A 21,057-nucleotide genomic window follows, 5' to 3' on the forward strand; every position below is an offset into this window, starting at 1 on the left:
AGCAGGCCGAGCTTCGCCATCCAGCCGAACAGCGGGATCACCGTGGTGAAGGGCGGGATCGAGACCGAGGCGATCACGATCCAGAACAGCGCTGTCTTGCCGGCAAAACGGAACTTCGCGAACGCGTAGCCCGCCATGCCGCACACCACCATGCCCAGGCACGCCGCCGAGACCGACACGATCGCCGAGTTCATCAGCCACCGTCCGTAGAGCGTGGTGGTGAACAGCTCGACGTAGTTGCCGATCTGCCAGACCTCCGGCAGGAAGCCGGTGGACATGATCTCCGAGCGCGGCTTGAACGACGACAGCAGCGCCCAGACCCACGGCATCAGCACCAGCGCCAGCAGCGCCGAGAGCCCGCACAGCACGGCGTACTGCACCAGCGGCGAGGGCTCGAGCGCACGTCGCCGCCTGAGCGTCCGCGCCATCACCGCTCCTTCTCCCCGAGCCAGAGCTTCTGCGCGATCGAGATGACCACGATCACCAGCGTCAGCACGTAGGACGCGGCCGCGGCGTAGCCGAGCTCGAGGAACTGGAAGCCCTGCTGGTAGACGAACATCACCGCGGTCAGCGTCGCATCGCCCGGCCCACCCTGGGTCAGGATCATCGGCTCGTCGAACATCTCGAGCGCCGAGATCGAGGTGAGCACGACGCAGAACAGCGCCACCGGCTTCAGCGCCGGCAGGGTGACATGACGGATCACCTGCCACTCGGAGGCGCCGTCGAGCCGGGCCGCCTCCTTCAGGTCGGCCGAGACCGCCTGCAAGCCGGCGAGATAGATGATCGCGTAGTAGCCCATGGTGCGCCACACGCGCATCGCCACGATCGCGAGCGGCGCGGTGGTCGGATCGCGCAGCCAAGCAGGACCCTCGATGCCGACAAGGGCGAGCAGCTTGGCGATCAGCCCGATATCGCCGGCGTAGATGAGCTGGAAGATCACCGCCGAGACCACCATCGAGATCGTCATCGGCAGGAAGAACGCGGTGCGGAACAGATGCCGCAGCCTGAGCCATCCCGCGTCCAGCACCAGCGCGAGCGAGAGGCTCGCGAGATTGGCGCACACCACGTAGGTGCCGGCCATCCAGAGCGTGTTGCCGAGCGCAATGAAGAACCGCTCGTCGCCGATCAGCCGCTCGTAGTTGCGCAGCCCGATCGGTTCGGGCGGGGTGATGCCGCGCCACTCGGTGAAGGAGTAGAGGAACGAGGCCACGATCGGGCCGGCCCAGAACACGCCGAACAGCAGGAAGAACGGCGCGATCAGCAGATACGGCGCCGCCGCGCGCCGGAGCCGATGGGACACCCCGCCGGTCCGGCGCCGGCGCGGGTCAGCCATACTGCCGGACCATCGCCGCCTCGAAATCGGACCAGGCCTGGTCGGGCGCCTTCTGGCCCTGGAACATCGCGTCGAGCTGGCGCCCCATCTCGATCTGCACGCGCGGCCAGTCGCGCACCAGGTTGGTGTAGAACACCTCGCGGCCCAGCACCGACGCCTCGTACATCGACTGGCCGAGGAACGCCTGGGGCGCGCGCATGCGCTGGTCGCGCTGCGCGGCGAGCGAGGTCGGCAGGCCGTAGCCGTTCTGCCACAGCCCGATCTGCGCCTCGACATCCGCCGACAGGAACGATGCCCACTTGATCGCCGCCGTGTGGTTCCGGTTGACGCGCGGGATCACCAGCACGCTGCCGCCCCAGTTGCCGACCTGCTTCGGTCCGTCGGCGCGCCAGCGCGGGAAGTGCTGCACCTTCCACTTGCCGGCATCCGCCGCGGCCTCGCGCTCCAGCCGGTCGAGCCCCCAGTTGCCCGAATGCAGCGCGGCGATCCGCCCGGTGCGCATGGCGACGAAATGCTCGGGCGTGTTGTGCGTGACCAGCAGGCAGATGTCGTGCTCGCGGACGATGTCGTGATAGACCTTCAGCACCTCGGCCGCCGCGCGGTTGTTGCGGATCACGCGGCCCTCCTCGGTGAAGAGGTGCACGCCGGCAGCCTCGAGATAGCCGAGCAGCGGGCCGAACCCGACCGCGCCGGGCGAGACCTGGTGCATGTAGCGGTTGCGCGCGCGGTCGCGGATCCGCTTGCCCGCCTCCACCCACTCGTCCCAGGTCTCGATCGGCGCGGTGATGCCGCGCTCCTCGAACATGTCCTGGCGGTAGAACATCACGGCGATGTTCTGGATGTAGGGGAAGCCGAAATAGCGCCCGCGGTGCTTGAGCCGGGTCTGCAGCCGGGCCGAGAAATCGGCCTCGCGCGGGGCGACATGGTCGTGCACCTCCAGCAGGCCGCCGGTGGCGGGATAGGTCGGGAAGCGGCTCTCGATGATCAGCCCGACATCGGGCGCGCCGACGCCGGTCGCCATCGCGACCAGGATCTTGTCCTGGATCTCCTGTGGGTTGAGGTTGGTGATCTCCACCTCGATGTCGGGGTTCTGCTCGCGGAAGCGCGGATAGACCGCCTGCGCGCCGCGCGCATGCTCGCTCCAGCACCAGTAGGTGATGCGCGTCGTGCGGCCCTGCGCGTAGGCCGGCGCGCGGCCACCGAGGAACGCCGTGGCGGCGCCGGCGGCGAGGATGGTGCGTCTCTTCATGGCTCGGTCCTCCCGTTCGCTGTTGTCACGTGTAGAGACTGCCGGTGCGCTCGCGTTTCGGCTGCTTCGCCGCGGCGATCGCGGCGATCGCCTCGACATCGGGCTCGACGCCGAGGCCGGGCGCGTCGGGCACGCGGAAGTGGCCGTCCTCGATCGCGAGGGCGGGGAACGAGAGCCGGTCACGCGCCGAGCGCTGCGGCTCCATCTGCTCGAGGATCAGCAGGTTCGGGATCGCCGCGGCGAGATGCAGCGAGGCCGCGACGCAGATCGGCCCGCCCGGATTGTGCGGCGCGAGCGGGACGTAGTGCATGTCGGCCAGCGCGGCGATCCGCTTCATCTCGGTGAAGCCGCCGCAATGCATGATGTCGGGCTGGATGATCCGGCACCCGCCGAGCTCGAGCAGTTCGCGGAACTCGTGGCGTGAGAGCAGCCGTTCGCCGGTCGCGATCGGTGTGCGGATGCGGGCCTGGAGTTGCGCCATCGCCTTGGCGTTCTCGTACGGGATCGGCTCCTCGAACCAGAACGGATCGAACGGCGCGAGCGCAGCGTCGAGCCGTTCGGCCGTGCGCGGCGAGAGGAACTCCGAGCACTCCACCATGATGTCGATCTTCGGCCCGACGGCCGCGCGGGCCGCCTCCATCAGCCGTGCGGCGCGCGCGATCGCCGCGGTTTCGCCGGCGCGCAGATGTTCGTAGGTGACGGCCACCCACTTGAACGCGGTGTAGCCGCGGCGGACCGCCTCGCGCGCGCCTTCGGCCGCCTGCTCGGGCGTCTCCACCCCGCCGAGCCAGTGGCTCGCATAGCAGCGCACCCGGTCGCGGTGCGCGCCGCCGAGCAGACGGTGCACCGGCACGCCGAGCCGCTTGCCTTCGAGATCCCAGAGCGCGATGTCGAGGCCCGAGAGCGCGGTCTGCAACACGCAGCCACCGCGCCAGCGCCACATGTTGTGGAGCCGGTGCCAGTGCCGCTCCGGCCCGGCGGGGTCGTGCCCGATCAGGTGATCGGCATAGGCATCGATCGCCGCCTCGACCGCCTGCACGCCGCCATGCAGCGAGGCCTCGCCCCAGCCGACCAGCCCCTCGTCGGTGCGGATGCGCACCAGGAGCCAGTTGCACCAGTCCACCCAGAGGGTGAACCGGTCGATCCCCGTGATCCGCATGCGCCGGTTCCGTTGCCGTGGACGGGCCGTCCTCTCCGGGCGCGATTTGATCAGATACGGCGGAGAACGCAACCCTGCATCGACAACTGACCGGGTATCTGATCAAATATTGCGCCATGGCGCTGACCCGCCCCAGCCCGCTGTCGGCCGCCGCCACCGCGGCCGACCAGGTGCGCGAACGGCTGCGCGAGGACATCCTGACCGGCCGGCTCGCCCCCGGCGCACGGATCACCGTCGAGGAGGTCGCGACCCGCTACGCCGTCGGCCAGATGCCGGTGCGCGAGGCGATCCGCGTGCTCGCCGGCGAGGGGATCCTGGAGACCAGCCCGCATCGCGGCGCACGGATCGTCGCGGTCGATGCCGACTTCATCCGCAACACCTACGACATGCGCGAGGCGCTGGAGGGCATGCTGGCGGAGCGCTGCGCCGAGCGCGCCGCGCCGGCCGATGTTGCGGCGATGCGGGCGCTGGTTGCCGCGCATGCCGAGGCGGTTCGGGACGGCGCGCGCGAACGGATCGTCGCGCTGGACCGCCAGCTCCACCTGGCACTCGCCGATGCGGCCGCGAACCCGCCGGCGCGGCGCGCGCTGCGGATCGGCCGCGGACTGATCGAGGCGCTGCGGCTGAAGGCCGGGTTCAGCCCGACCCGGCTCTCGCGTATCGTGCACGAGCACCATGAGCTGATCGAGGCGATCGAGGCCAGCGATGCCCGGGCGGCAGGGCTGGTCGCGCGGCTGCACGTGATCGGTGCGCGCGACGACCTGCTGCGCACGCTCGGTGAGCGCGGGTTCGCGGACACCGGCGGCCGCCTCTGACCGTGCAGCGGTGGCGCTGCCTCCGCTCCGTCAGGCCCGCGGGATGCCGAGTGGTGGAGCCAAGGGGAGTCGAACCCCTGACCTCGTGAATGCCATTCACGCGCTCTCCCAACTGAGCTATGGCCCCAGCCGGCAGGGCGCGGACCATACCGACAGGCCCCCGGGCCCGCAAGGCCCGCGCTCGCGCTTGCCGAGCCGCCCCGCGTGCCGCGAATATCCGCCCGGCCCGAGGGGAGACGTCCGATGAGCGAGATCCTGTGGCGACCGGATGCCGAACGCATCGCCGCCGCCAACCTGACCGCGTTCCGGCTCTGGCTCGCCGCCAGACGCGGCCTGGCGCTGCCCGACTTCCCCGCCCTCTGGCGCTGGTCGGTCGAGGACATCCCGGGGTTCTGGTCCGCGCTCTGGGACTTCGCCGGCATCGTCGGCGAAAAGGGCGCCGTCGCCCTCGAAAACCCCACCGCGATGCCGGGCGCCCGCTTCTTTCCGGACGCCCGGCTCTGCTACGCCGAGACCGTCCTGCTGCACGCCGGCGACACCCCCGCCATCATTTTCCGCGGCGAGGACGGACGCCGCATCGCCTGGTCGCGCGACGAGCTCCGCGCCCAGGCGGCGGGCTTCGCCGCCGGGCTGGCCCGGCTCGGCCTCTTCGCCGGTGAACGGGTCGCCGCCTACCTGCCCAACATCCCACACGCCGCTGCCGCGATGCTCGGCACCAATGCCGCCGGCGGCACCTGGTCGTCCTGCAGCCCCGATTTCGGCCCCGCCGGCGTGCTCGACCGGTTCGGCCAGATCGAACCCACCGTGCTGGTCGCCGCTGACGGTTACCACTATGGCGGCAAGACCTTCCGCAACGCCGGCAGGATCCGCGAGGTGATGGCCGGCCTGCCGAGCGTGAAGCGCCTGGTGATCGTGCCCTTCATCGGTGACGCCGAGGCGCTCGAGATCCCCCGCGCCGTGAGCTGGGAGGCGTTCTGCGTCCAGGGCGCGCCGCCCGAGTACCGGCGCCTGCCGTTCGACCACCCGCTCTACATTCTCTATTCCTCCGGCACGACCGGGAAGCCCAAGTGCATCGTGCACGGCGCCGGCGGCGTGCTGCTGAAACACGCCTGCGAACACCTGCTGCATACCGACCTCAAGCCGGATGACCGGCTGTTCTACTTCACCACCCTCGGCTGGATGATGTGGAACTGGCAGCTCTCGGGGCTGATGACAGGCGCCTGCCTGCTGCTGTTCGACGGCAACCCCTTCCACCCCTCGCCGGCCGCGCTGTTCGACATCGCCGAACAGGAGCGCATGACCATCTTCGGCACCTCGGCGAAATACATCGACGGCATCGCCAAGGCCGGGCTGAAGCCGCGCGAGACGCATGATCTCGCGGCGCTGCGGGCGATTCTCTCGACCGGCAGCCCGCTCGCGCCCGAGAGCTTCGACTACGTCTATCGCGACGTGAAAGGCGACCTCGGCCTCTACTCCATCTCCGGCGGCACCGACATCGTCGGCTGCTTCGCGCTCGGCAACCCGGTCGCTCCCGTGCGCCGCGGCGAGCTCTCGACGCGCGCGCTCGGCTGCGCGGTCGAGGTCTTCGACGAGCGCGGCAGCCCGGTGCGCGGGCAGAAGGGCGAGCTCGTCTGCACCAAGCCCTTTCCCTCGATGCCGGTGATGTTCTGGAACGATCCCGACGGCACGCGCTACCGCGCCGCCTATTTCGAGCGCTTCCCGGGCGTCTGGCACCACGGCGACTGGTGCGAGCTGATCGAGCACGAGGACGGCACCGCCGGCATCGTGATCACCGGCCGGTCGGACGCGGTGCTGAATCCCGGCGGCGTGCGCATCGGCACCGCCGAGATCTACCGCCAGGTCGAGACCATGCCCGAGATCCAGGAGGCGCTGGTGATCGGCCAGGACTGGGACAACGACGTGCGCGTGGTGCTGTTCGTGCGCATGAAGGACGGGCACGCGCTGGACGACGATCTGCGCGGGCGCATCCGTCGCACCATCCGCGAGAATGCCTCGCCTCGCCACGTGCCGGCGAAGATCGTCGCGGTCGCGGACATCCCGCGCACGCGCTCCGGCAAGATCACCGAGCTCGCGGTGCGCGACGTCGTGCACGGGCGGCCGGTGAAGAACATCGAGGCGCTCGCGAACCCGGAGGCGCTGGAGCTCTATCGGGGGATCCCCGACCTGGCGCGGTGACCGTGGGACGGCCGGGCTGCCCGGCGCCCGTCCGCCTTGCGCCCCCCGGCTGCTTCGGCTAAGGGCCGGCTCTCGCGCGGCGGTCGGCATCGCCGCGCCCTTGCCGTTGAAAGGTCCCGGGCCATGAAGAAGGGCATCCACCCGAACTACCACGAGATCACCGTCGTCATGACCGACGGGACCTCGTTCGCGACGCGGTCCTGCTACGGCAAGCCCGGCGACACGCTGCGCCTGGACATCGACCCCAAGTCCCACCCGGCCTGGACCGGCCAGCAGCGCGTGGTGCTGGACAGCGCGGGCCAGGTGTCGAAGTTCAACAAGCGCTTCGCGGTGGACCTCTCGAAGATGAACATCAAGGCCGCGGCCAGCGTCAACAAGGGTGCCAAGGCCGCCGCCCCGGCCGCCGGCGCCGCCAAGCCGGCGCCGGCGAAGACGAAGAAGTAGCCCTGTCCGCCCGCGCCGCCCCTCTTGAAGCGGCGCGATCCGTCTCCTACCTCCCCGGTGCCGGGATGCCTCAGGGGTTCCGGCACGATCGGTCTGGCTTCGGCTGACCATGAGGGTGCTGCGCCCGACCGACCGGACCTTGCTTCCATGAAGGAGGACCGATCATGAATGCCTTCGACTTCTCTCCCCTGTTCCGCTCGACCATCGGCTTCGACCGGCTGTCGCGCCTGATGGACACGGCCCTGAACGCGGCCGACGCGAGCTATCCGCCCTACAACATCGAGAAGCTTGGCGAGGACCAGTACCGCCTGACCATGGCGGTGGCCGGGTTCGGCGAGTCCGACCTGGAGATCAGCCAGAAGGACAACGCCCTGGTCGTGACCGGCCGCGCCGCCAAGGAGGCCGAGCCACGGCAGTTCCTGCATCGCGGCATCGCCCGGCGCGCGTTCGAGCGCCGCTTCGAGCTCGCCGACCACATGGTGGTGGACGGTGCGAGCCTAGAGAACGGCCTGCTGCACATCGCGCTGCGCCGCGTGGTGCCGGAGAGCCTGCGTCCGCGGCAGATCCCGATCGGCAAGGGCCAGCCGCAGGTGATCGAGACCCGCGCGGCCTGAGCTCAGGCGCTATCGGGTGACGTGACCGGGCCGGAGGGGGACCCCTCCGGCCCTCGTTGTGTTGGCAGGACGCCTGCCTGCGCCCCGCGCCCGGCCATCCAGCGGCCGAACATGAACGCGAGCGGGTTGAGCGCGATCGAGAACAGCACCGCCGAGAGCGCGAGATCGCGCCCCTCGACCGGCAGCAGCCCGAGCGCGATCCCCTGCTCGGCGAGCACCAGGCTGAACTCCCCCACCTGGGCGAGCGCGGCCGCGACCGTCCAGACCGCGGCCCGGCTCTGGCGGAACAGCGCCATGATCGCGATCGCGGCAAGCGACTTGCCGATCACCACGATCGTGAGCGTCGCCAGCACCGCGCCGGGGCGCTCCATGATCACCATCGGGTCGAACATCATGCCGACCGCGACGAAGAACAGCACCGCGAAGGCGTCGCGGAACGGCAGCGACTGCTCGGCCGCGCGTGTCGCCATGCCCGAGCCGTGCATCACCATGCCGGCGAAGAAGGCGCCGAGCGCGAAGCTCACCCCGAATACGGTGGCGGCAACGTAGGCGATGCCGAGCGCCATGCCGAGCACGGCCAGGGTGAACAGCTCGCGCGACTTCAGATGCGCGACCATCACCAGCACCCAGGGCACGACGCGCCGGCCAAGCGGCATCATCAGCACGACGAACAGCACGAACTTGCCGACGACGATGGCAAGCGCGATGCCCAGTCCCTCGACATCCATCCCGGCCAGGGCCCCGGCCGGGGTGCCGCCGAAGAATCCCGCGATCCCGGGCAGGATCACGAGCGCGATGACCACGGCGATGTCCTCGACCACCAGCCAGCCCACGGCGATGTGGCCCTCGGGCGTGCCGAGCAGGTTGCGCTCGGTCAGCGCGCGCAGCAGCACGACCGTCGAGGCGACCGACAGCGTCAGGCCGAACACCACCGCAGCCGGCCATGACCAGCCCCAGAGATGCCCGACCAGGGCGCCGAGCACGGTGGCCGTGCCCATCTGCACGATCGCACCCGGCAATGCGACGCGCCGGACCGCGAGCAGCTCGGCCGGGCTGAAATGCAGCCCGACGCCGAACATCAGCAGGATCACGCCGAGCTCGGCGAGTTCAAGCGCGGTCGCCTGGTCGCCGACGATGCCGGGCGTGTACGGCCCCAGCATGATCCCGGCCGCGAGATAGCCGACGATCGGAGGCAGCCGCAGCAGCGCCGCGCCTGTGCCGAACACGAGGGCGTAGAGCAGGCCGAGGCCGATCGTTGCGATCAGGGGATGGGCGGCATCCATGCCCCCACCCTATGCAGGCCACGACGCGGCGGCGCAACCGCCGTGTCGTGTCATGCCCTGCGCGCGATCAGGCGCGGCGCGCCGACGCCATGAACGGCATCCCGGACAATGCGTGGCGGCTGCCGCGGGCCGGCTCGGCCCGGCGCTCGGCCTGGCCGCGCGGGCGCGGCTGCGGCTTGGCCGAGCGCTGCGGCGCGCGGTGCGGCTTCGGCGTCGCCGTCGGCGCGGCTGCCCGGACCGGCTCGCCCTCCGCCGGCAGGGCGCGGCGGATGAGCTTCTCGATGTCGCGCAGGAACGGCCGCTCCTCGGCCGAGCAGAAGCTGATCGCGACGCCGGCGGCGCCGGCGCGCGCGGTGCGGCCGATCCGGTGCACGTACTGCTCGGGCACGTTCGGCAGGTCCAGGTTGATCACATGCGTCACGCCGTCGACGTCGATGCCGCGCGCGGCGATGTCGGTCGCCACCAGCACGGGCACCGCTCCGTCGCGGAACTTGCGCAGCGCCGCCTCGCGCTGGCCCTGGCTGCGGTTGCCGTGAATCGCGTTCGCCGCGATCCCGTCGGCCTCCAGCTGGCGCACCACGCGGTCCGCACCGTGCTTGGTGCGGACGAACACCAGCGTGCGGCCTTCCGCCTCGCCCTTCAGCAGCTTCGCGAGCAGCATCCGCTTGTCGCCCTGGGCGACGTGGATGACGCGCTGCTCCACCTTGTCGACCGTGGTGGCGACCGGTGCGACCGACACCCGGACGGGGTCCTTCAGCAGGTCGTTGGCGAGGCTCGCGATCGCCTGCGGCATGGTGGCCGAGAACAGCAGGGTCTGACGCTGCGCCGGCAGGTACGACACGATCCGGCGGATCGGCTGGATGAAGCCCATGTCGAGCATCTGGTCGGCCTCGTCGAGCACGAACACCTCGACCGCGTCGAGGAATGCGGTGCGGCCCTGGAGATGGTCGATCAGCCGTCCCGGCGTGGCGACCAGGATGTCGACGCCGCGCGCCAGCGCCGCGACCTGCGGCTGGTGGCCCACGCCGCCGAACACGGTGGCGACGCGCACGCCGAGATGCCGTCCGTAGGTGCGGAAACTGTCGGCGATCTGGCTCGCGAGCTCGCGGGTCGGGCTCAGGATGAGCGCGCGGCAGGCGCGCTTGGGCGTCGGCCGGCGGTCGCGCAGGCGGTTCAGGATCGGCAGCGCGAAGGCGGCCGTCTTGCCGGTGCCGGTCTGGGCGATGCCGATCAGGTCGCGGCCATTCAGCAGCGTGGGGATCGCCTGCGCCTGGATGGGGGTGGGGGAGTCATAGCCCTCCTCGGCGAGCGCCTCGAGGATCGGGGCGGCGAGGCCGAGGTCGTTGAACGTCGTCACAACAGTCGTCTTTCGTGGTTCCGGCGCGTGCGCGCACGGGCGGTGCTGCGCTTGCGGCACCGCGATCGGGGGTTGGACGCCCCGCGTGAACCGGGCAATTCCGAGAGAGTGTCGAGGGGGCTTCAGCAGGACAGCGCGACCCGGATCGGGTCAAGCGTGCCTCTCACGCGGCCGAAGCGCCGCCGGGAGAACGTCCCGGCACGGAGTTCACATGCGGGCTCGGGCCGGGAAAGTCAAAGGATTCGGGCGGATGGCTGATCCGCGTCCTGCGCCGCCGGGGCGACGTCGGCGCGCACCGGCTGCCAGACGCCGATCCCCCGCTCGACGCGCAGCAGCGCGGGCAGCGCCTCGTGATAGGCCCGGCGATACGCGCGCTTGAGCTGCACCTCGACCACGTCGTCGAGATCCGCCCAGGTCTCGTAGAGCATGAACCGGGTCGGATCCTCGGGGTCGCGATGCAGCACCGCGTTGACGAAGGTGGCCTCGTGCCGCATCGCATCCAGCACGGGGGTGAGCAGGCGCAGGAATGTGTCCTCCTGCCCCGGCTTGACGTGCAGGGTGACGATGAAGGCGACGGGCATCGGTCTCTCCGCGGCTTGGCGTGCGGAGAGTGCCGGGTTGAGGTGGCCGGCGCGATAACCTCGCAGGTCATCGAGCGGCAAGCTGCGTCGGATCGCGCGGCGCCGAATTCGGTTGACCCACGGATGCTGCAACTCCCAGTCTGCCCTTCAGACGCAGGGGCTGCACGCTAAAGGGAGGACGCGATGCTGAACCGACGCACGTTCGTCATGACATCGGCGGGCCTGGTCGCCACGACCCCGTTCCGTGCCCGGGCGCAACGGGCGGTCGACCCGCGAGTGCTACGCTTCGTGCCACAGGCGAATCTGACCTCGCTCGATCCGATCTGGACAACGGCTGCCGTTACTTCGAACCACGGCTACTACATCTACGACACCCTCTACGGCATGGACGATGCGCTGAACGTCAAGCCGCAGATGGCCGAGGGCCACACGGTCGATGATGATGGCCGCACTTGGCTGATCCGCCTTCGCGAAGGGCTCCGGTTCCATGACGGCGAGCCTGTGCGTGCTCAGGATTGCGCACCAAGCCTTGAGCGCTGGTCGCGCCGCGACACGTTCGGGCAGTCAGTAGCCCCCTTTGTGGAGGAGTGGGGCGTGAAGGACGACCGCACCGTCCGGATCCGCCTGAAGCAGCCATTCCCCCTGTTGATCCAGGCACTCGGCAAGCCCACCGCGGTGATCCCGTTCATCATGCCGGAGCGGGTCGCCCGGACTGATCCGTTCACCGCGATCAGGGAGACGATCGGCTCCGGACCGTATCGTTTTGTCGCCGACGAATACGTCTCAGGCAGCCGCGTTGTCTACCGCAAGTTCGACGACTACGTGCCGCGGCAGGAGCCGCCGCAGCGCACGTCAGGCGGCAAGGTCGCGAATTTCGAGCGCGTCGAGTGGCAGATCATTCCTGACAGCGCTACTTCCTCCGCGGCGCTGCAGAGCGGCGAGGTGGATTGGTGGGAGCAGGTGAACCCCGACCTGGTCCCCCTGCTGCGCCGTCACCGCGACGTCAGGATCGCAGTCATTGACGAGGTCGGGTATCTCGGCGTGATCCGCTTCAACCATCTGCATCCGCCGTTCGACAAGCCAGCGATGCGGCGTGCGATCCTCTATGCCGTCAAACAGGAGGACTATCTCCGCAGCGTGACCGGCAACGATCCAGAAGCGTTCGGTACCTGCGCCTCGATGTGGCCCTGTCGCACCCCCTATGAAAGTTCGGTCGCAAACGAGCCCCTCACAGCACCGCGCGATCTCGACCGCGTCAAGCGGATGATCGCCGAGGCCGGCTATAACGGTGAGCGGATCGTGATCATCAACCCGAGCGACTTTCCCACGATCGGGCCGTTCGGCCATGTGACCTACGATCTGTTCCGCCGGCTCGGCCTGAACGTCGAACTGGTCGACACGGACTGGGGCAGCGTGGTGCAGCGTCGCGCCAGCCGCGAGCCGGTCGAGCGGGGAGGCTGGAGCATTTTCCACACCTGGTGGCCCGGCCTCTCGATCTACAATCCGGCGATCAATGCCACGCTGCGCGGGCAGGGCGATCGAGGCTGGTTCGGCTGGTACCGGAATGATCGCGTCGAGCAACTGACTGCCGAGTGGTTGCAGGCGCGCACCGAGGTGGAGCAGCGTCGGCTCGCAGACGAGATCCAGCGCGAGGCCTTCGAGAACGTACCGATCGTGCCGCTCGGCCGCTTCCTGATTCGCACCGCCCACCGCACCAGCATTGACGGCCTGCTGAACGGGACCGCACCATATCCGTGGAACGTACGACGGGTGTGAGCGGATGGCACGATTGACGCGCGAGGCGATGAAGGGCAGGGCCCAGACCGTGCTGGGCCTGCTCGACCCGGCGGAACTCGGCTCGACGCTGTTCCACGAGCACCTGATCTGGGACCTCATGCCGCCGGCCCAGCGCGGCGCGGACCCCGATGGCGGCCCCGATCCGTATCGCTGGTGGAACCTCGCCAACTGGGTGGAGCGCGACCCGCGCAATGCCACCCAGCGCGATGTCGGCGTCGCCACGCGCGCGGTGGCCGAGGTACTTCAACACGGCGGCAAGTGTATCGTCGAGTTGACGATCGGCGGCATCCGACCCGACCCGAGCGGTCTGGCGCAGGTTGCGCGCGCCACGAGTGCCAATATCGTCATGGGCTGCGGCCACTACGTGCACGACTATCAGGATCCCGCGAACGCGGAGCGCAGTGTCGACGACTTCGCGCGGGAGATGGTCGATGCGGTGCAGCAGGGAGCCTGGGGCACCGAGGTGCGCGCTGGCATTCTGGGCGAGATCGGGTGCCAGTGGCCCTGGACCGATCTCGAGAAGCGGGTGCTTGCCGCCGCCTGCCTCGCCCAGCAGGAGACCGGCGCAGCCCTGCACATCCATCCCGCGCGGCACCAGGATCATCCCTGGATGCTGGTCGAGTTCCTGCGCGCGCACGGCGCCGATCTGACGCGCGTCATCATCGACCACATGGATCGCACCATCTTCGACGACGACCGGCTGTTCCGGTTGGCGGAGTCCGGGATCGTGATGGAGTGGGATTTGTTCGGCCAGGAGGGCACCTATTACGGCCTCGCCGATATCGACATGCCGAATGACGGCGCGCGTATCGGCGACATCCGCAAGGTGTTTGCGCGCGGCCATGGCGATCAGGTGGTGATCAGCCATGACATCTGTCATGTGATCCGGCTCACCGAGTTCGGCGGGCACGGCTATGCGCACATCTACAAGAAGGTCCTGCCGCATATGCTGAGGCGCGGCTTCAGCGCCGACGACCTGGATCGGATCATGGTCCGCAATCCGCGGCGCCTGCTGACGTTCGTGTAGGTCCGGCCACTCAGCAGCCGAGTGCGGCGGCGAGCTCCGTGAACGAGGCGCAGACGACATCCCACACCCCGTCGGCAGCGAGGTCCTTCGTCTGTGCCGGGCCGTATTCGGTCGGGCGCGCGACGAAAGCGGTGGCGAGGCCGCGCGCGGCAGCGGCGCGCAGGTCGCCGTTATGCGCCGCGACCATCATCACCTGTGCGGGCTTGAGGTCGAGCAGCCGGCAGGCGCCGTCATAGACCTCCGGGTCCGGCTTGTAGTGGCCGAACAGCTCCGCCGAGAGGATCACGTCCCAGGGCAGGCGCGCGTGCCTCGCCATGGTCGCCAGCAGTGCCACGTTGCCGTTCGAGAGCGTGGCGAGGGTGAAGCGATGCCGCAGCCGCCGCAGCCCGGCGACACTGTCCGGCCACGGATCGAGCCGGTGCCACGCGCGGTTGAGATCCGCCCGCGCCGGCTCGTCGAGGGCGGCGAGCCCGAAGCGCGGCAGCAGCGCATCGAGGGCCGCGCGGTGCAGCGCGTCGATCGTGGTCCAGGGAAGCTCGCCGCGCCGCACGCGGTCCATCGCCGGCGCGTACTCGGCGCGCCAGGCATCGGCGAGGGCGACCCCGTCCGTCGCGATGCCGATCCGGCGCGCGGCTGCGGCGACCTCGCGCGCGACGCTGCTGCGCCAGTCCACCACCGTGCCGAACACGTCGAACACCAGGGCCTGCACGCTCATCGCCGTGCCCGCTCCTCCGCCTCGATCGCCGCCATCGCCTTGATCGCCTCCTCGCGGATCTGGCGCAGGATGTCGGCGCGCAGCGCATTGAAGCGCGGATCGGTCAGCAGGTCGATCGAGCGCGGCCGCGGCAGGTCGATCACGATGCGGCTCCGCATCCGTCCGGGCCGTGCGGTCATCACATAGACCGTGTCGGCGAGGAAGATCGCCTCGTCGATGTCGTGGGTGATGAACAGCACCGTGCCGCGCGCCTCGTCCCACACATGCGTCAGCAGCTCCTGCATCTGCATCCGCGTCTGCGCGTCGAGCGCGCCGAACGGCTCGTCCATCAGGAAGACGCGGGGATTGAGGATCAGGCAGCGGGCGATGCCCACGCGCTGTTTCATCCCGCCCGAGAGCTGATCGGGCAGGTGGCGCTCGAACCCTCCAAGGCCGACGAGGTCGAGGAAGCGGCGGGCGAGCGCGTCGGTCTCCGCCTTCGGCCGGCCGAGCATCCGCGGGCCGAAGGTGACGTTGTCCCAGACCGAGAGCCACGGGAACAGCGACGCCTCCTGGAACACCACCGCGCGCTCGGGTCCGGGCGCGGCGACGGGGTCGCCGAACACGGTCGCGGAGCCTTCCGTCGGCGCCTCGAACCCGGCGATCACGTTCAGCAGCGTCGATTTGCCGCAGCCCGAGGGGCCGAGGATGCAGGCGAACTCGCCCTCGGCGAGCGTCATGTCGATCGCGGCCAGCGCCTCGACCGCGCCGGCGCGGCCGTCGAACACCTTGCGCAAGCCGCGGATGGCGACGGCCTCGGTCATGCCCGCGCCGCCTGCTTCCAGTGCAGCACGCGATGCTGCGCCGCGACCAGTACGCGATCGGACAGGAACCCGGCGATGCCGATCGACACCATGTCCGCGATCACAACGTCCATCCGCCCGACGTAGTAGGCATCCCACAGCACGTAGCCGAGCCCCGACTTCACCGCGACGATCTCGGCGACGATCACCGCGGTCCAGGCGATGCCCAGGCCCAGCCGCATGCCGGTGAAGACGTTCGGCAGCGCGGCCGGCAGCACCACGCGCAGCAGCAATTGCCGCTCGTTCGCCCCCATCATCCGCGCCGCGCGGATCAGGTTGCGTGGCACGTCGCGCGCGCCGGCGGTGCTGTTCACCACGATCGGAAAGAACGCGCCGAGCCCGATCAGGAACACAGCACCCGCGTCGCGGATGCCGAACACTGCGATCGCGAACGGCAGCCAGGCGGTGATCGGGATCGGCCGCAGCGACTGGATCAGCGGATCGACCGCGCCCGCGACCATGCGGTTCCAGCCGATCATGATCCCCATCGGCACGCCGATCCCGATCGCGCAGGCGAAGCCGGTGAACACGCGCCGCGCGCTGAACAGCACCGTCTCGGCCCAGGTGCCGAGATACGGGTTCAGCCCCATGCCCGGATCGGCGAAGGCCCAGTCCCACCACGCCTGCCCGACCAGGCTCGGCGCCGGCAGGATGCCCTGCGGCACCACGCCGGTGCGGCCCAGCGCCTCCCAGATCACGACCAGAACGAACGGCAGCGCGAGGCCAAGGCCGAGCTGCCCCAGCCCCGCGCGCCCGAGTACTGCCGCGATCAACGCCTGACGACGGACTGGTAGATCGTGAGGTCGAAGAACTGCGGGAGTTCTGCGGAGACGTCACGCGTCAGCACGCCGAGCCGGTGGAACTCGCGCGCCTGCCGCTGGACCTGCTCGACCGTCAGCGACTGCTCGAGCGTCATGTCGTCAGCGACCGCCTTCGCGACCTGCGGCGGCAGTCCGGTCCAGGCCGCGATCGCGCTGCCGAGCGCCTCCTTGCTGGCCGAGACCGCGTTCTGCGTCGTCAGATAGGCCCACACCATCCGTCGCAGCGCCTCGCGCTTCTGTTCCACCGCGCTGCGCGTCGCGCCCACCATACCGAGTTCGGCGCCGACCGCGCGGCTGGTCGAGTAGTCGAGCTTCGTCTGCCGATAGGCGATGCCCTGCTGGATCGCCATGCTCTCGAACGGCTCCCATCCGATGAACAGATCGATGTCGCCGCGCTCCATCGCCTGCACGAAGGGCTGGCCGCCGCCCTGGATGTTGACGATGTTGAGCCTTCCGTAGGCGATGTTCTGCTCGGTCACGGCGGCGGCGAACTGGAACCACACCGCACTGCCAGGCGCGATCGCGACGCGCTTGCCGTAGAGATCCTCCCACGTCTCCAGCGTCACGCCGTTGCGCACGATCGGATGCTTGGCTGACACGCCCACGCCCATCAGCCCGATGATGCCGCGCAGGTTCTGGCTGACGGCGATCGGAACGTCCGCCGGGCCGATCGAGCCGACCTCGATCGAGCCCGAGGCCAGGGCGGTGCGCACATCGGCGTAGCGCACGAAGTTCACGAGCTCCACCTCGACGCCGAGCGGGCGCGCGATCTCCGTCACGCCGTTGAACGGCGCGACATGCGGCACCTTGACGACGCCGATCGTCAGCTTGACCGGCGGGTTGAGCGGCGCGGGCGCGTCGATCAGCGGGGTGGTCGCGAGCGAGGGCGACGCAAGGAGTGCGGCGAGCGCGATCGCGCCAAGGCTCCGGTAGGACATCTCCGAGGCTCCCTGTTTCGTTGTTCGTGCGCGACGCTAGCCGGGCCGTACCCGCCTGTCACGGCCCTCTCCTCCCGCTCACGCGCCCGTGGTAGAGGGCAAGCGACAGGAGTGCGCGGATTGAGTCGCAAGTTCTACACCGTCACCTGGGACCAGCTGCACCGCGACGGCAAGGCGCTCGCCTGGAAGCTGCTGCCGCTCGGGCCGTGGCAGGGGATCGTCGCGATCACGCGCGGCGGGCTGATCCCGGCGGCGATCGTCGCGCGCGAACTCGACTGCCGGCAGATCGAGACCGTCAGTATCGTCACCTACGAGGAGATGGACCGCGGCGAGCCGCAGGTGACCAAGCCCCCGGTGGCGGCAGGCACGGGCACGGGCTGGCTGATCGTCGATGATCTCGTGGACACGGGGGCGACCGCCAAGGTCGTCCGCGCGCTGTTGCCGGATGCCCACTTCGCGACCGTCTACGCCAAGCCCGCCGGCAAGCCGCTCGTCGACACCTACGTCACCGAGGTGAGCCAGGACACCTGGATCCTGTTCCCCTGGGACACCGAGCCGCAGTTCGTCCAGCCGATCGCCAAGGCGAACGGGGTCCGCTGACATGCAGATCATTCCGGCGCCCAATCCGCTGCCGCCCGACCTCGCCGCGATCCGCGATGCGGTCACGCGGCTGTTCGAGACCCGCATCATGGGCGAGATCGGTGGCTACGAGGCGCGCCGCGCGTTCCCCCGTCCGCTGATCCGCGCCATGGGCGAGGCCGGGCTGTTCGGTGCCGCGTTCCCGGAGACCGTCGGCGGCACCGATCTCGGCTTCATGGCGGTCGCGGTGATCTCAGAGGAGATCAGCCGGCTGCGACCCGATCTCGGCTACTGCATGAACCTCCAGGCGATGACCTGCCCGTTCACCATCCTCAACTGGGGCACCGACGAGCAGGCCGCGCGCTTCGTGCCCCCCCTGATCGCCGGCGAGCGGATCGGTGCGTTCATGCTGACGGAGCCCGGCGGCGGCTCCGACCCCGCAGGTGCGATGAAGACGCGCGCGGTGCGCGACGGCGACGCCTATCGCATCTCGGGCTCGAAGCAGTGGATCACCTTCGCCCACGAGGCTGACACCGCGGTGCTGTTCGCCAGGACCGATCCCTCGGCCGGCCACCGCGGCATCACCGCCTTCGTGATCGAACCACGTTCAGCATCCGGCTACCGCGCCGATCCGATCGCGATGCGCAACCTCTCGCCGGTGCTGTCGTCCTGCGCGGTGTTCTTCGACGAGTTCGTCGTGCCGGCGGCGAACCGGCTCGGTGCGGAGGGCGAGGGCTTCCGGATCGCGATGAACGCGCTCGAGTTCGGGCGGCTCACCGTCTCGGCGCGGCTGGTCGGTGCCGCGCAGGGCTGTCTCGACCACGCGCTTGCCTATGCGCGCGAGCGTGTTGTCGGCGGCCAGGCGATCGGACGCTATCAGATGGTGCAGGCGCTGATCGCCGACATGGCCACCGAGATCGCCGCCGCCCGCGCGCTCGTGCGCGAGCTCGCCGAGACCATGGACGCCGGCCAGCCCGCGAACCGCATCGCCAGCCTGGCGAAGTACTTCGCCTCGCGCGCGGCCAAGACCGCGGTCGCCAACGCCACCGAGATCTTCGGCGGCTACGCGCTCGCCGACGAGTACCCGATCAGCATGTTCAAGGGGTTCATCGAGATGCTGAACGTCGGCGAGGGCTCGGCGAACGTGCAGCGCGTGCTGATCGCCGAGGACGCGCTCGGCTACAAGGACGCAAACCGCGCGAGCCTGCCCGCACGCAAGTTCCGCGCGCGCGCGGCGGAGTGAGCGCGATGCCCGGCCTCTGGTTCGAGGAGTTCGCCGAGGGCATGGTGATCGAGCATCCGATCCGCCGCACTGTGACCGAGGCCGACAACACGCTGTTCTGCGCGATGACGATGAACCCTGCGGCGCTGCATCTCGACGCCGAGGCGATGAAGGCAAGCCCCTTCGGCGAGCGCATCGTCAACTCGCTCTACACGCTCGGGCTGATGGTCGGGATCTCCGTGCACGACACCACGCTCGGCACCACCGTGGCTAATCTCGGCTTCGAGGAGGTCGCCTTCCCCGCGCCGCTGTTCCACGGCGACACCGTGCACGTGCGCACCACCGTGCTGGCGTTGCGCGAGAGCAAATCCCGCCCCAACGAGGGCATCGTCGCCTTCCTGCACGAGGCGATGAAGCAGGACGGCACCGTGGTCGCGCGCTGCCGCCGCGCCGCGCTGATGCGCAAGCGGCCGGCATGATCCCGCGTTCATTCCTGTTCGTCCCCGCCGACAGCGACCGCAAGCTCGCGCGCGGACCCGAAAGCGGCGCGGCCGCGCTGATCCTCGATCTCGAGGACTCCGTGGCACTCGACCGCAAACCCGTTGCGCGCGAGATGACCGCCGCCTGGCTGCGCGCGCGCCCCGCCGCGCCGCAGGCCTGGGTGCGCGTCAACGCCTTCGACACCGGACTGACCATGGCCGACCTCGCCGCCGTCGTCGCCGCGCGCCCCGACGGCATCGTGCTGCCCAAATGCGAGAGCGCCGCCGATCTCGTCCGCCTCGACGCCGCGCTGTCCGCGCTCGAGGCGCGCGAGGGCCTGCCCGACCGGTCCATCCCCGTCATGCCGCTCGTCACCGAAACACCCGCGGCGATGTTCGCGCTCGGCGGCTATCCCGGCGCGCCACGGCTCGCGGCGATCCCCGGGGGCGGCGAGGACCTCGCCGCCGGGCTCGGTGCGCGCACGAACCGTCTGCCCGACGGCACCTGGGACGAGCCCTACCGGCTCGCGCGCGCGCTCACGCTGATCGCCGCCGGCGCGGCCGGCGTGCCGGCGATCGACACGATCTACGCCGATGTGCGCAACCTCGACGGGCTGCGCGCCGAATGCGAGGCGGGCAGGCGCATGGGCTTCGTCGGCCGGATGGCGATCCATCCCGCGCAGGTGGCCGTGATCGAGCACGCCTACGCGCCGACCGATGCGGAACGCGCCTGGGCGGAGCGGGTCATCGCCGCATTCGAGGCGACGCCAGGCGCGGGCGTCATCTCGCTCGACGGCAGAATGGTGGACAAGCCACACCTGGTGCAGGCGAAACGATTGCTTGGGGAGTAACGGGTGGGGGGACGACGGTCGTCCCCCCACACCCCCCTCCGCTACCGGGTCCCGGTCTCTGCCTCGTAGCGCGCCTTCGTCTCCGCATTCGGCGGGTAGAGGCCAGGCAGCGCCGCGCCCGTCTCCACTTCGCGCATGATCCAGGCTTCCAGCTTCTCCTGCGACTCGGCCTCGCGCGTCACCGCCTCCACAAGCGCCTGCGGGATCAGCACCGCGCCGTCGTCATCCGCCACCACCACGTCGCCCGGATAGACCGCGACGCCGCCGCAGCCGACCGGCTCCTCCCAGGTCACGAAGGTCAGCGCCGCGACCGACGGCGGCGCCGCCTCGGCCGCACACCACACCGGCAGGCTGGTGCCCCGCACGCCCACTGCGTCGCGCACCGCACCCTCCGTGACAAGTGCGGCCACGCCCTTCTTCGCCATGCGCGCGCACAGGATGTCGCCGAAGATGCCGGCCTCGGTGACACCCTCCGTGCCGGCGACCACCACGACACCCTCCGGCATCGCCTCGATCGCCCCGCGCGTCGAGCGCGGATTGGCCCAGCTCTCGGGCGTCGCCAGATCCTCGCGCGCCGGAATGAACCGCAGCGTGAACGCGGGCCCCACCACGCGCGCCTGCCCGGTCCGCAGCGGCCGCGGCCCGGTCATCCAGGTCTTGCGCAACCCCTTCTTCAGCAGCACCGTCGTCAGCGTCGCCGTCGTCACGCCCGCGAGCGTGTCGCGGATGGCAGGAGTGAGCGTCATCCTAGTCCT

Annotated in this window: 21 protein-coding genes, 1 tRNA gene and 1 pseudogene; 10 read left to right on the forward strand and 13 right to left on the reverse strand. The window is 70.1% G+C overall.

Going from position 1 to position 21,057, the window contains the following annotated elements; genetic code table 11:
• From ACTIFU_RS07870 to dgoD, 4 genes are all read right to left on the reverse strand, one after another.
• A partial coding sequence (locus ACTIFU_RS07870) for a hypothetical protein (RefSeq protein ID WP_439577754.1) occupies positions 1 to 428 on the reverse strand: 428 nt, incomplete at its 3' end.
• Entirely contained in the window at positions 428 to 1,300 is an 873-nt protein-coding gene (locus tag ACTIFU_RS07875) for a carbohydrate ABC transporter permease (RefSeq protein WP_439577755.1), read from the reverse strand. The genes ACTIFU_RS07875 and ACTIFU_RS07870, both read right to left, overlap by 1 nt.
• A gap of 25 nt (positions 1,301 to 1,325) precedes the next feature.
• Positions 1,326 to 2,582, reverse strand: a complete 1,257-nt coding sequence (locus ACTIFU_RS07880) for an extracellular solute-binding protein (protein WP_439577756.1) — start codon at positions 2,580 to 2,582, stop codon at positions 1,326 to 1,328.
• 25 nt (positions 2,583 to 2,607) lie between these two features.
• A complete protein-coding gene (dgoD, locus tag ACTIFU_RS07885) occupies positions 2,608 to 3,741 on the reverse strand; it encodes a galactonate dehydratase (protein ID WP_439577757.1) in 1,134 nt (377 codons plus the stop codon).
• Between the two features lie 116 nt (positions 3,742 to 3,857).
• On the opposite strand from dgoD, the gene ACTIFU_RS07890 reads away from it, so the two are divergent.
• On the forward strand, positions 3,858 to 4,556 hold the full coding sequence (locus ACTIFU_RS07890) for a GntR family transcriptional regulator (RefSeq protein WP_439577758.1): 699 nt from the start codon (positions 3,858 to 3,860) through the stop codon (positions 4,554 to 4,556).
• 51 nt (positions 4,557 to 4,607) lie between these two features.
• Here ACTIFU_RS07890 and ACTIFU_RS07895 read toward each other — a convergent pair.
• Positions 4,608 to 4,683 (reverse strand) — tRNA-Ala (locus ACTIFU_RS07895).
• 116 nt (positions 4,684 to 4,799) lie between these two features.
• Between ACTIFU_RS07895 and ACTIFU_RS07900 the strand changes: the two genes are divergently transcribed.
• The 3 genes and pseudogenes from ACTIFU_RS07900 (at position 4,800) to ACTIFU_RS07910 (ending at position 7,810) form a co-directional block, all read left to right on the forward strand.
• Positions 4,800 to 6,752, forward strand: a complete 1,953-nt coding sequence (locus ACTIFU_RS07900; RefSeq protein ID WP_439577759.1) for an acetoacetate--CoA ligase — start codon at positions 4,800 to 4,802, stop codon at positions 6,750 to 6,752.
• 123 nt (positions 6,753 to 6,875) lie between these two features.
• Positions 6,876 to 7,082: pseudogene (gene rpmE / locus ACTIFU_RS07905) on the forward strand (50S ribosomal protein L31); the annotation flags it as partial.
• Between the two features lie 278 nt (positions 7,083 to 7,360).
• On the forward strand, positions 7,361 to 7,810 hold the full coding sequence (locus ACTIFU_RS07910) for an Hsp20 family protein (RefSeq protein WP_439577760.1): 450 nt from the start codon (positions 7,361 to 7,363) through the stop codon (positions 7,808 to 7,810).
• A gap of 2 nt (positions 7,811 to 7,812) precedes the next feature.
• Here ACTIFU_RS07910 and ACTIFU_RS07915 read toward each other — a convergent pair whose 3' ends face one another.
• The 3 genes from ACTIFU_RS07915 to ACTIFU_RS07925 all read right to left on the reverse strand — a co-directional run bounded on the left by ACTIFU_RS07915 (position 7,813) and on the right by ACTIFU_RS07925 (position 11,031).
• Positions 7,813 to 9,093 (reverse strand): cation:proton antiporter domain-containing protein, encoded by a 1,281-nt coding sequence (locus tag ACTIFU_RS07915; protein WP_439577761.1) that lies wholly within the window; start codon positions 9,091 to 9,093, stop codon positions 7,813 to 7,815.
• Between the two features lie 67 nt (positions 9,094 to 9,160).
• Positions 9,161 to 10,450, reverse strand: a complete 1,290-nt coding sequence (locus ACTIFU_RS07920) for a DEAD/DEAH box helicase (protein ID WP_439577762.1) — start codon at positions 10,448 to 10,450, stop codon at positions 9,161 to 9,163.
• A 233-nt stretch (positions 10,451 to 10,683) separates the two neighbouring features.
• A complete protein-coding gene (locus ACTIFU_RS07925) occupies positions 10,684 to 11,031 on the reverse strand; it encodes a putative quinol monooxygenase (protein WP_439577763.1) in 348 nt (115 codons plus the stop codon).
• 183 nt (positions 11,032 to 11,214) lie between these two features.
• Between ACTIFU_RS07925 and ACTIFU_RS07930 the strand changes: the two genes are divergently transcribed.
• Together ACTIFU_RS07930 and ACTIFU_RS07935 are read left to right on the forward strand one after the other, a co-directional pair.
• The gene (locus ACTIFU_RS07930) at positions 11,215 to 12,807 is read left to right on the forward strand and encodes an ABC transporter substrate-binding protein (RefSeq protein WP_439577764.1); all 1,593 of its coding nucleotides are present in this window, start codon (positions 11,215 to 11,217) and stop codon (positions 12,805 to 12,807) included.
• 4 nt (positions 12,808 to 12,811) lie between these two features.
• A complete protein-coding gene (locus ACTIFU_RS07935; protein WP_439577765.1) occupies positions 12,812 to 13,855 on the forward strand; it encodes a phosphotriesterase family protein in 1,044 nt (347 codons plus the stop codon).
• Between the two features lie 10 nt (positions 13,856 to 13,865).
• Here ACTIFU_RS07935 and ACTIFU_RS07940 read toward each other — a convergent pair whose 3' ends face one another.
• The 4 genes from ACTIFU_RS07940 to ACTIFU_RS07955 are packed head-to-tail and all read right to left on the reverse strand — an operon-like array spanning position 13,866 to position 17,171.
• Positions 13,866 to 14,570: a haloacid dehalogenase type II gene (locus ACTIFU_RS07940; RefSeq protein WP_439577766.1), complete on the reverse strand. Its 705-nt coding sequence runs from the start codon at positions 14,568 to 14,570 to the stop codon at positions 13,866 to 13,868.
• On the reverse strand, positions 14,567 to 15,373 hold the full coding sequence (locus ACTIFU_RS07945) for an ABC transporter ATP-binding protein (RefSeq protein WP_439577767.1): 807 nt from the start codon (positions 15,371 to 15,373) through the stop codon (positions 14,567 to 14,569). The genes ACTIFU_RS07940 and ACTIFU_RS07945 overlap by 4 nt, the downstream gene beginning before the upstream one ends.
• Positions 15,370 to 16,185 carry an ABC transporter permease gene (locus ACTIFU_RS07950; protein ID WP_439577768.1) on the reverse strand — a complete coding sequence of 272 codons (816 nt, stop codon included), beginning with the start codon at positions 16,183 to 16,185 and terminating at the stop codon, positions 15,370 to 15,372. Before ACTIFU_RS07950 ends, ACTIFU_RS07945 begins: the two co-directional genes overlap by 4 nt.
• Positions 16,182 to 17,171, reverse strand: a complete 990-nt coding sequence (locus ACTIFU_RS07955; RefSeq protein WP_439577769.1) for an ABC transporter substrate-binding protein — start codon at positions 17,169 to 17,171, stop codon at positions 16,182 to 16,184. The genes ACTIFU_RS07950 and ACTIFU_RS07955 overlap by 4 nt, the downstream gene beginning before the upstream one ends.
• Positions 17,172 to 17,291: 120 nt before the next feature.
• On the opposite strand from ACTIFU_RS07955, the gene gpt reads away from it, so the two are divergent.
• The 4 genes from gpt to ACTIFU_RS07975 are packed head-to-tail and all read left to right on the forward strand — an operon-like array spanning position 17,292 to position 20,302.
• Complete coding sequence (gene gpt, locus ACTIFU_RS07960) at positions 17,292 to 17,771, forward strand: xanthine phosphoribosyltransferase (protein ID WP_439577770.1); 480 nt, start codon at positions 17,292 to 17,294, stop codon at positions 17,769 to 17,771.
• Position 17,772: 1 nt separating this feature from the next.
• Positions 17,773 to 18,993, forward strand: a complete 1,221-nt coding sequence (locus tag ACTIFU_RS07965) for an acyl-CoA dehydrogenase family protein (protein WP_439577771.1) — start codon at positions 17,773 to 17,775, stop codon at positions 18,991 to 18,993.
• Positions 18,994 to 18,998: 5 nt separating this feature from the next.
• Positions 18,999 to 19,451 (forward strand): MaoC family dehydratase, encoded by a 453-nt coding sequence (locus tag ACTIFU_RS07970; protein WP_439577772.1) that lies wholly within the window; start codon positions 18,999 to 19,001, stop codon positions 19,449 to 19,451.
• Positions 19,448 to 20,302 carry an HpcH/HpaI aldolase/citrate lyase family protein gene (locus tag ACTIFU_RS07975; protein ID WP_439577773.1) on the forward strand — a complete coding sequence of 285 codons (855 nt, stop codon included), beginning with the start codon at positions 19,448 to 19,450 and terminating at the stop codon, positions 20,300 to 20,302. Before ACTIFU_RS07970 ends, ACTIFU_RS07975 begins: the two co-directional genes overlap by 4 nt.
• A gap of 41 nt (positions 20,303 to 20,343) precedes the next feature.
• Here ACTIFU_RS07975 and ACTIFU_RS07980 read toward each other — a convergent pair whose 3' ends face one another.
• Positions 20,344 to 21,048, reverse strand: coding sequence for a ribonuclease activity regulator RraA (locus tag ACTIFU_RS07980; protein WP_439577774.1), 705 nt, complete (start codon positions 21,046 to 21,048; stop codon positions 20,344 to 20,346).
• Between the last annotated feature and the right edge of the window lie 9 nt (positions 21,049 to 21,057).

The organism is Elioraea sp. (assembly GCF_051860475.1).
Taxonomy (GTDB): Bacteria; Pseudomonadota; Alphaproteobacteria; order Acetobacterales; family Acetobacteraceae; genus Elioraea.

What these genes read in the sequence shown, in the direction of transcription:
- ACTIFU_RS07880 (WP_439577756.1), bottom strand. Translation starts at nt 2,582, where the DNA reads ATGAAGAGACGCACCATCCTCGCCGCCGGCGCCGCCACGGCGTTCCTC.
- ACTIFU_RS07965 (WP_439577771.1), top strand. Translation starts at nt 17,773, where the DNA reads ATGCAGATCATTCCGGCGCCCAATCCGCTGCCGCCCGACCTCGCCGCG.
- ACTIFU_RS07890 (WP_439577758.1), top strand. Translation starts at nt 3,858, where the DNA reads ATGGCGCTGACCCGCCCCAGCCCGCTGTCGGCCGCCGCCACCGCGGCC.
- dgoD (WP_439577757.1), bottom strand. Translation starts at nt 3,741, where the DNA reads ATGCGGATCACGGGGATCGACCGGTTCACCCTCTGGGTGGACTGGTGC.
- ACTIFU_RS07935 (WP_439577765.1), top strand. Translation starts at nt 12,812, where the DNA reads ATGGCACGATTGACGCGCGAGGCGATGAAGGGCAGGGCCCAGACCGTG.
- ACTIFU_RS07970 (WP_439577772.1), top strand. Translation starts at nt 18,999, where the DNA reads ATGCCCGGCCTCTGGTTCGAGGAGTTCGCCGAGGGCATGGTGATCGAG.
- ACTIFU_RS07915 (WP_439577761.1), bottom strand. Translation starts at nt 9,093, where the DNA reads ATGGATGCCGCCCATCCCCTGATCGCAACGATCGGCCTCGGCCTGCTC.
- ACTIFU_RS07910 (WP_439577760.1), top strand. Translation starts at nt 7,361, where the DNA reads ATGAATGCCTTCGACTTCTCTCCCCTGTTCCGCTCGACCATCGGCTTC.
- ACTIFU_RS07955 (WP_439577769.1), bottom strand. Translation starts at nt 17,171, where the DNA reads ATGTCCTACCGGAGCCTTGGCGCGATCGCGCTCGCCGCACTCCTTGCG.
- ACTIFU_RS07930 (WP_439577764.1), top strand. Translation starts at nt 11,215, where the DNA reads ATGCTGAACCGACGCACGTTCGTCATGACATCGGCGGGCCTGGTCGCC.
- ACTIFU_RS07945 (WP_439577767.1), bottom strand. Translation starts at nt 15,373, where the DNA reads ATGACCGAGGCCGTCGCCATCCGCGGCTTGCGCAAGGTGTTCGACGGC.
- ACTIFU_RS07975 (WP_439577773.1), top strand. Translation starts at nt 19,448, where the DNA reads ATGATCCCGCGTTCATTCCTGTTCGTCCCCGCCGACAGCGACCGCAAG.
- ACTIFU_RS07980 (WP_439577774.1), bottom strand. Translation starts at nt 21,048, where the DNA reads ATGACGCTCACTCCTGCCATCCGCGACACGCTCGCGGGCGTGACGACG.
- ACTIFU_RS07940 (WP_439577766.1), bottom strand. Translation starts at nt 14,570, where the DNA reads ATGAGCGTGCAGGCCCTGGTGTTCGACGTGTTCGGCACGGTGGTGGAC.
- ACTIFU_RS07925 (WP_439577763.1), bottom strand. Translation starts at nt 11,031, where the DNA reads ATGCCCGTCGCCTTCATCGTCACCCTGCACGTCAAGCCGGGGCAGGAG.
- ACTIFU_RS07900 (WP_439577759.1), top strand. Translation starts at nt 4,800, where the DNA reads ATGAGCGAGATCCTGTGGCGACCGGATGCCGAACGCATCGCCGCCGCC.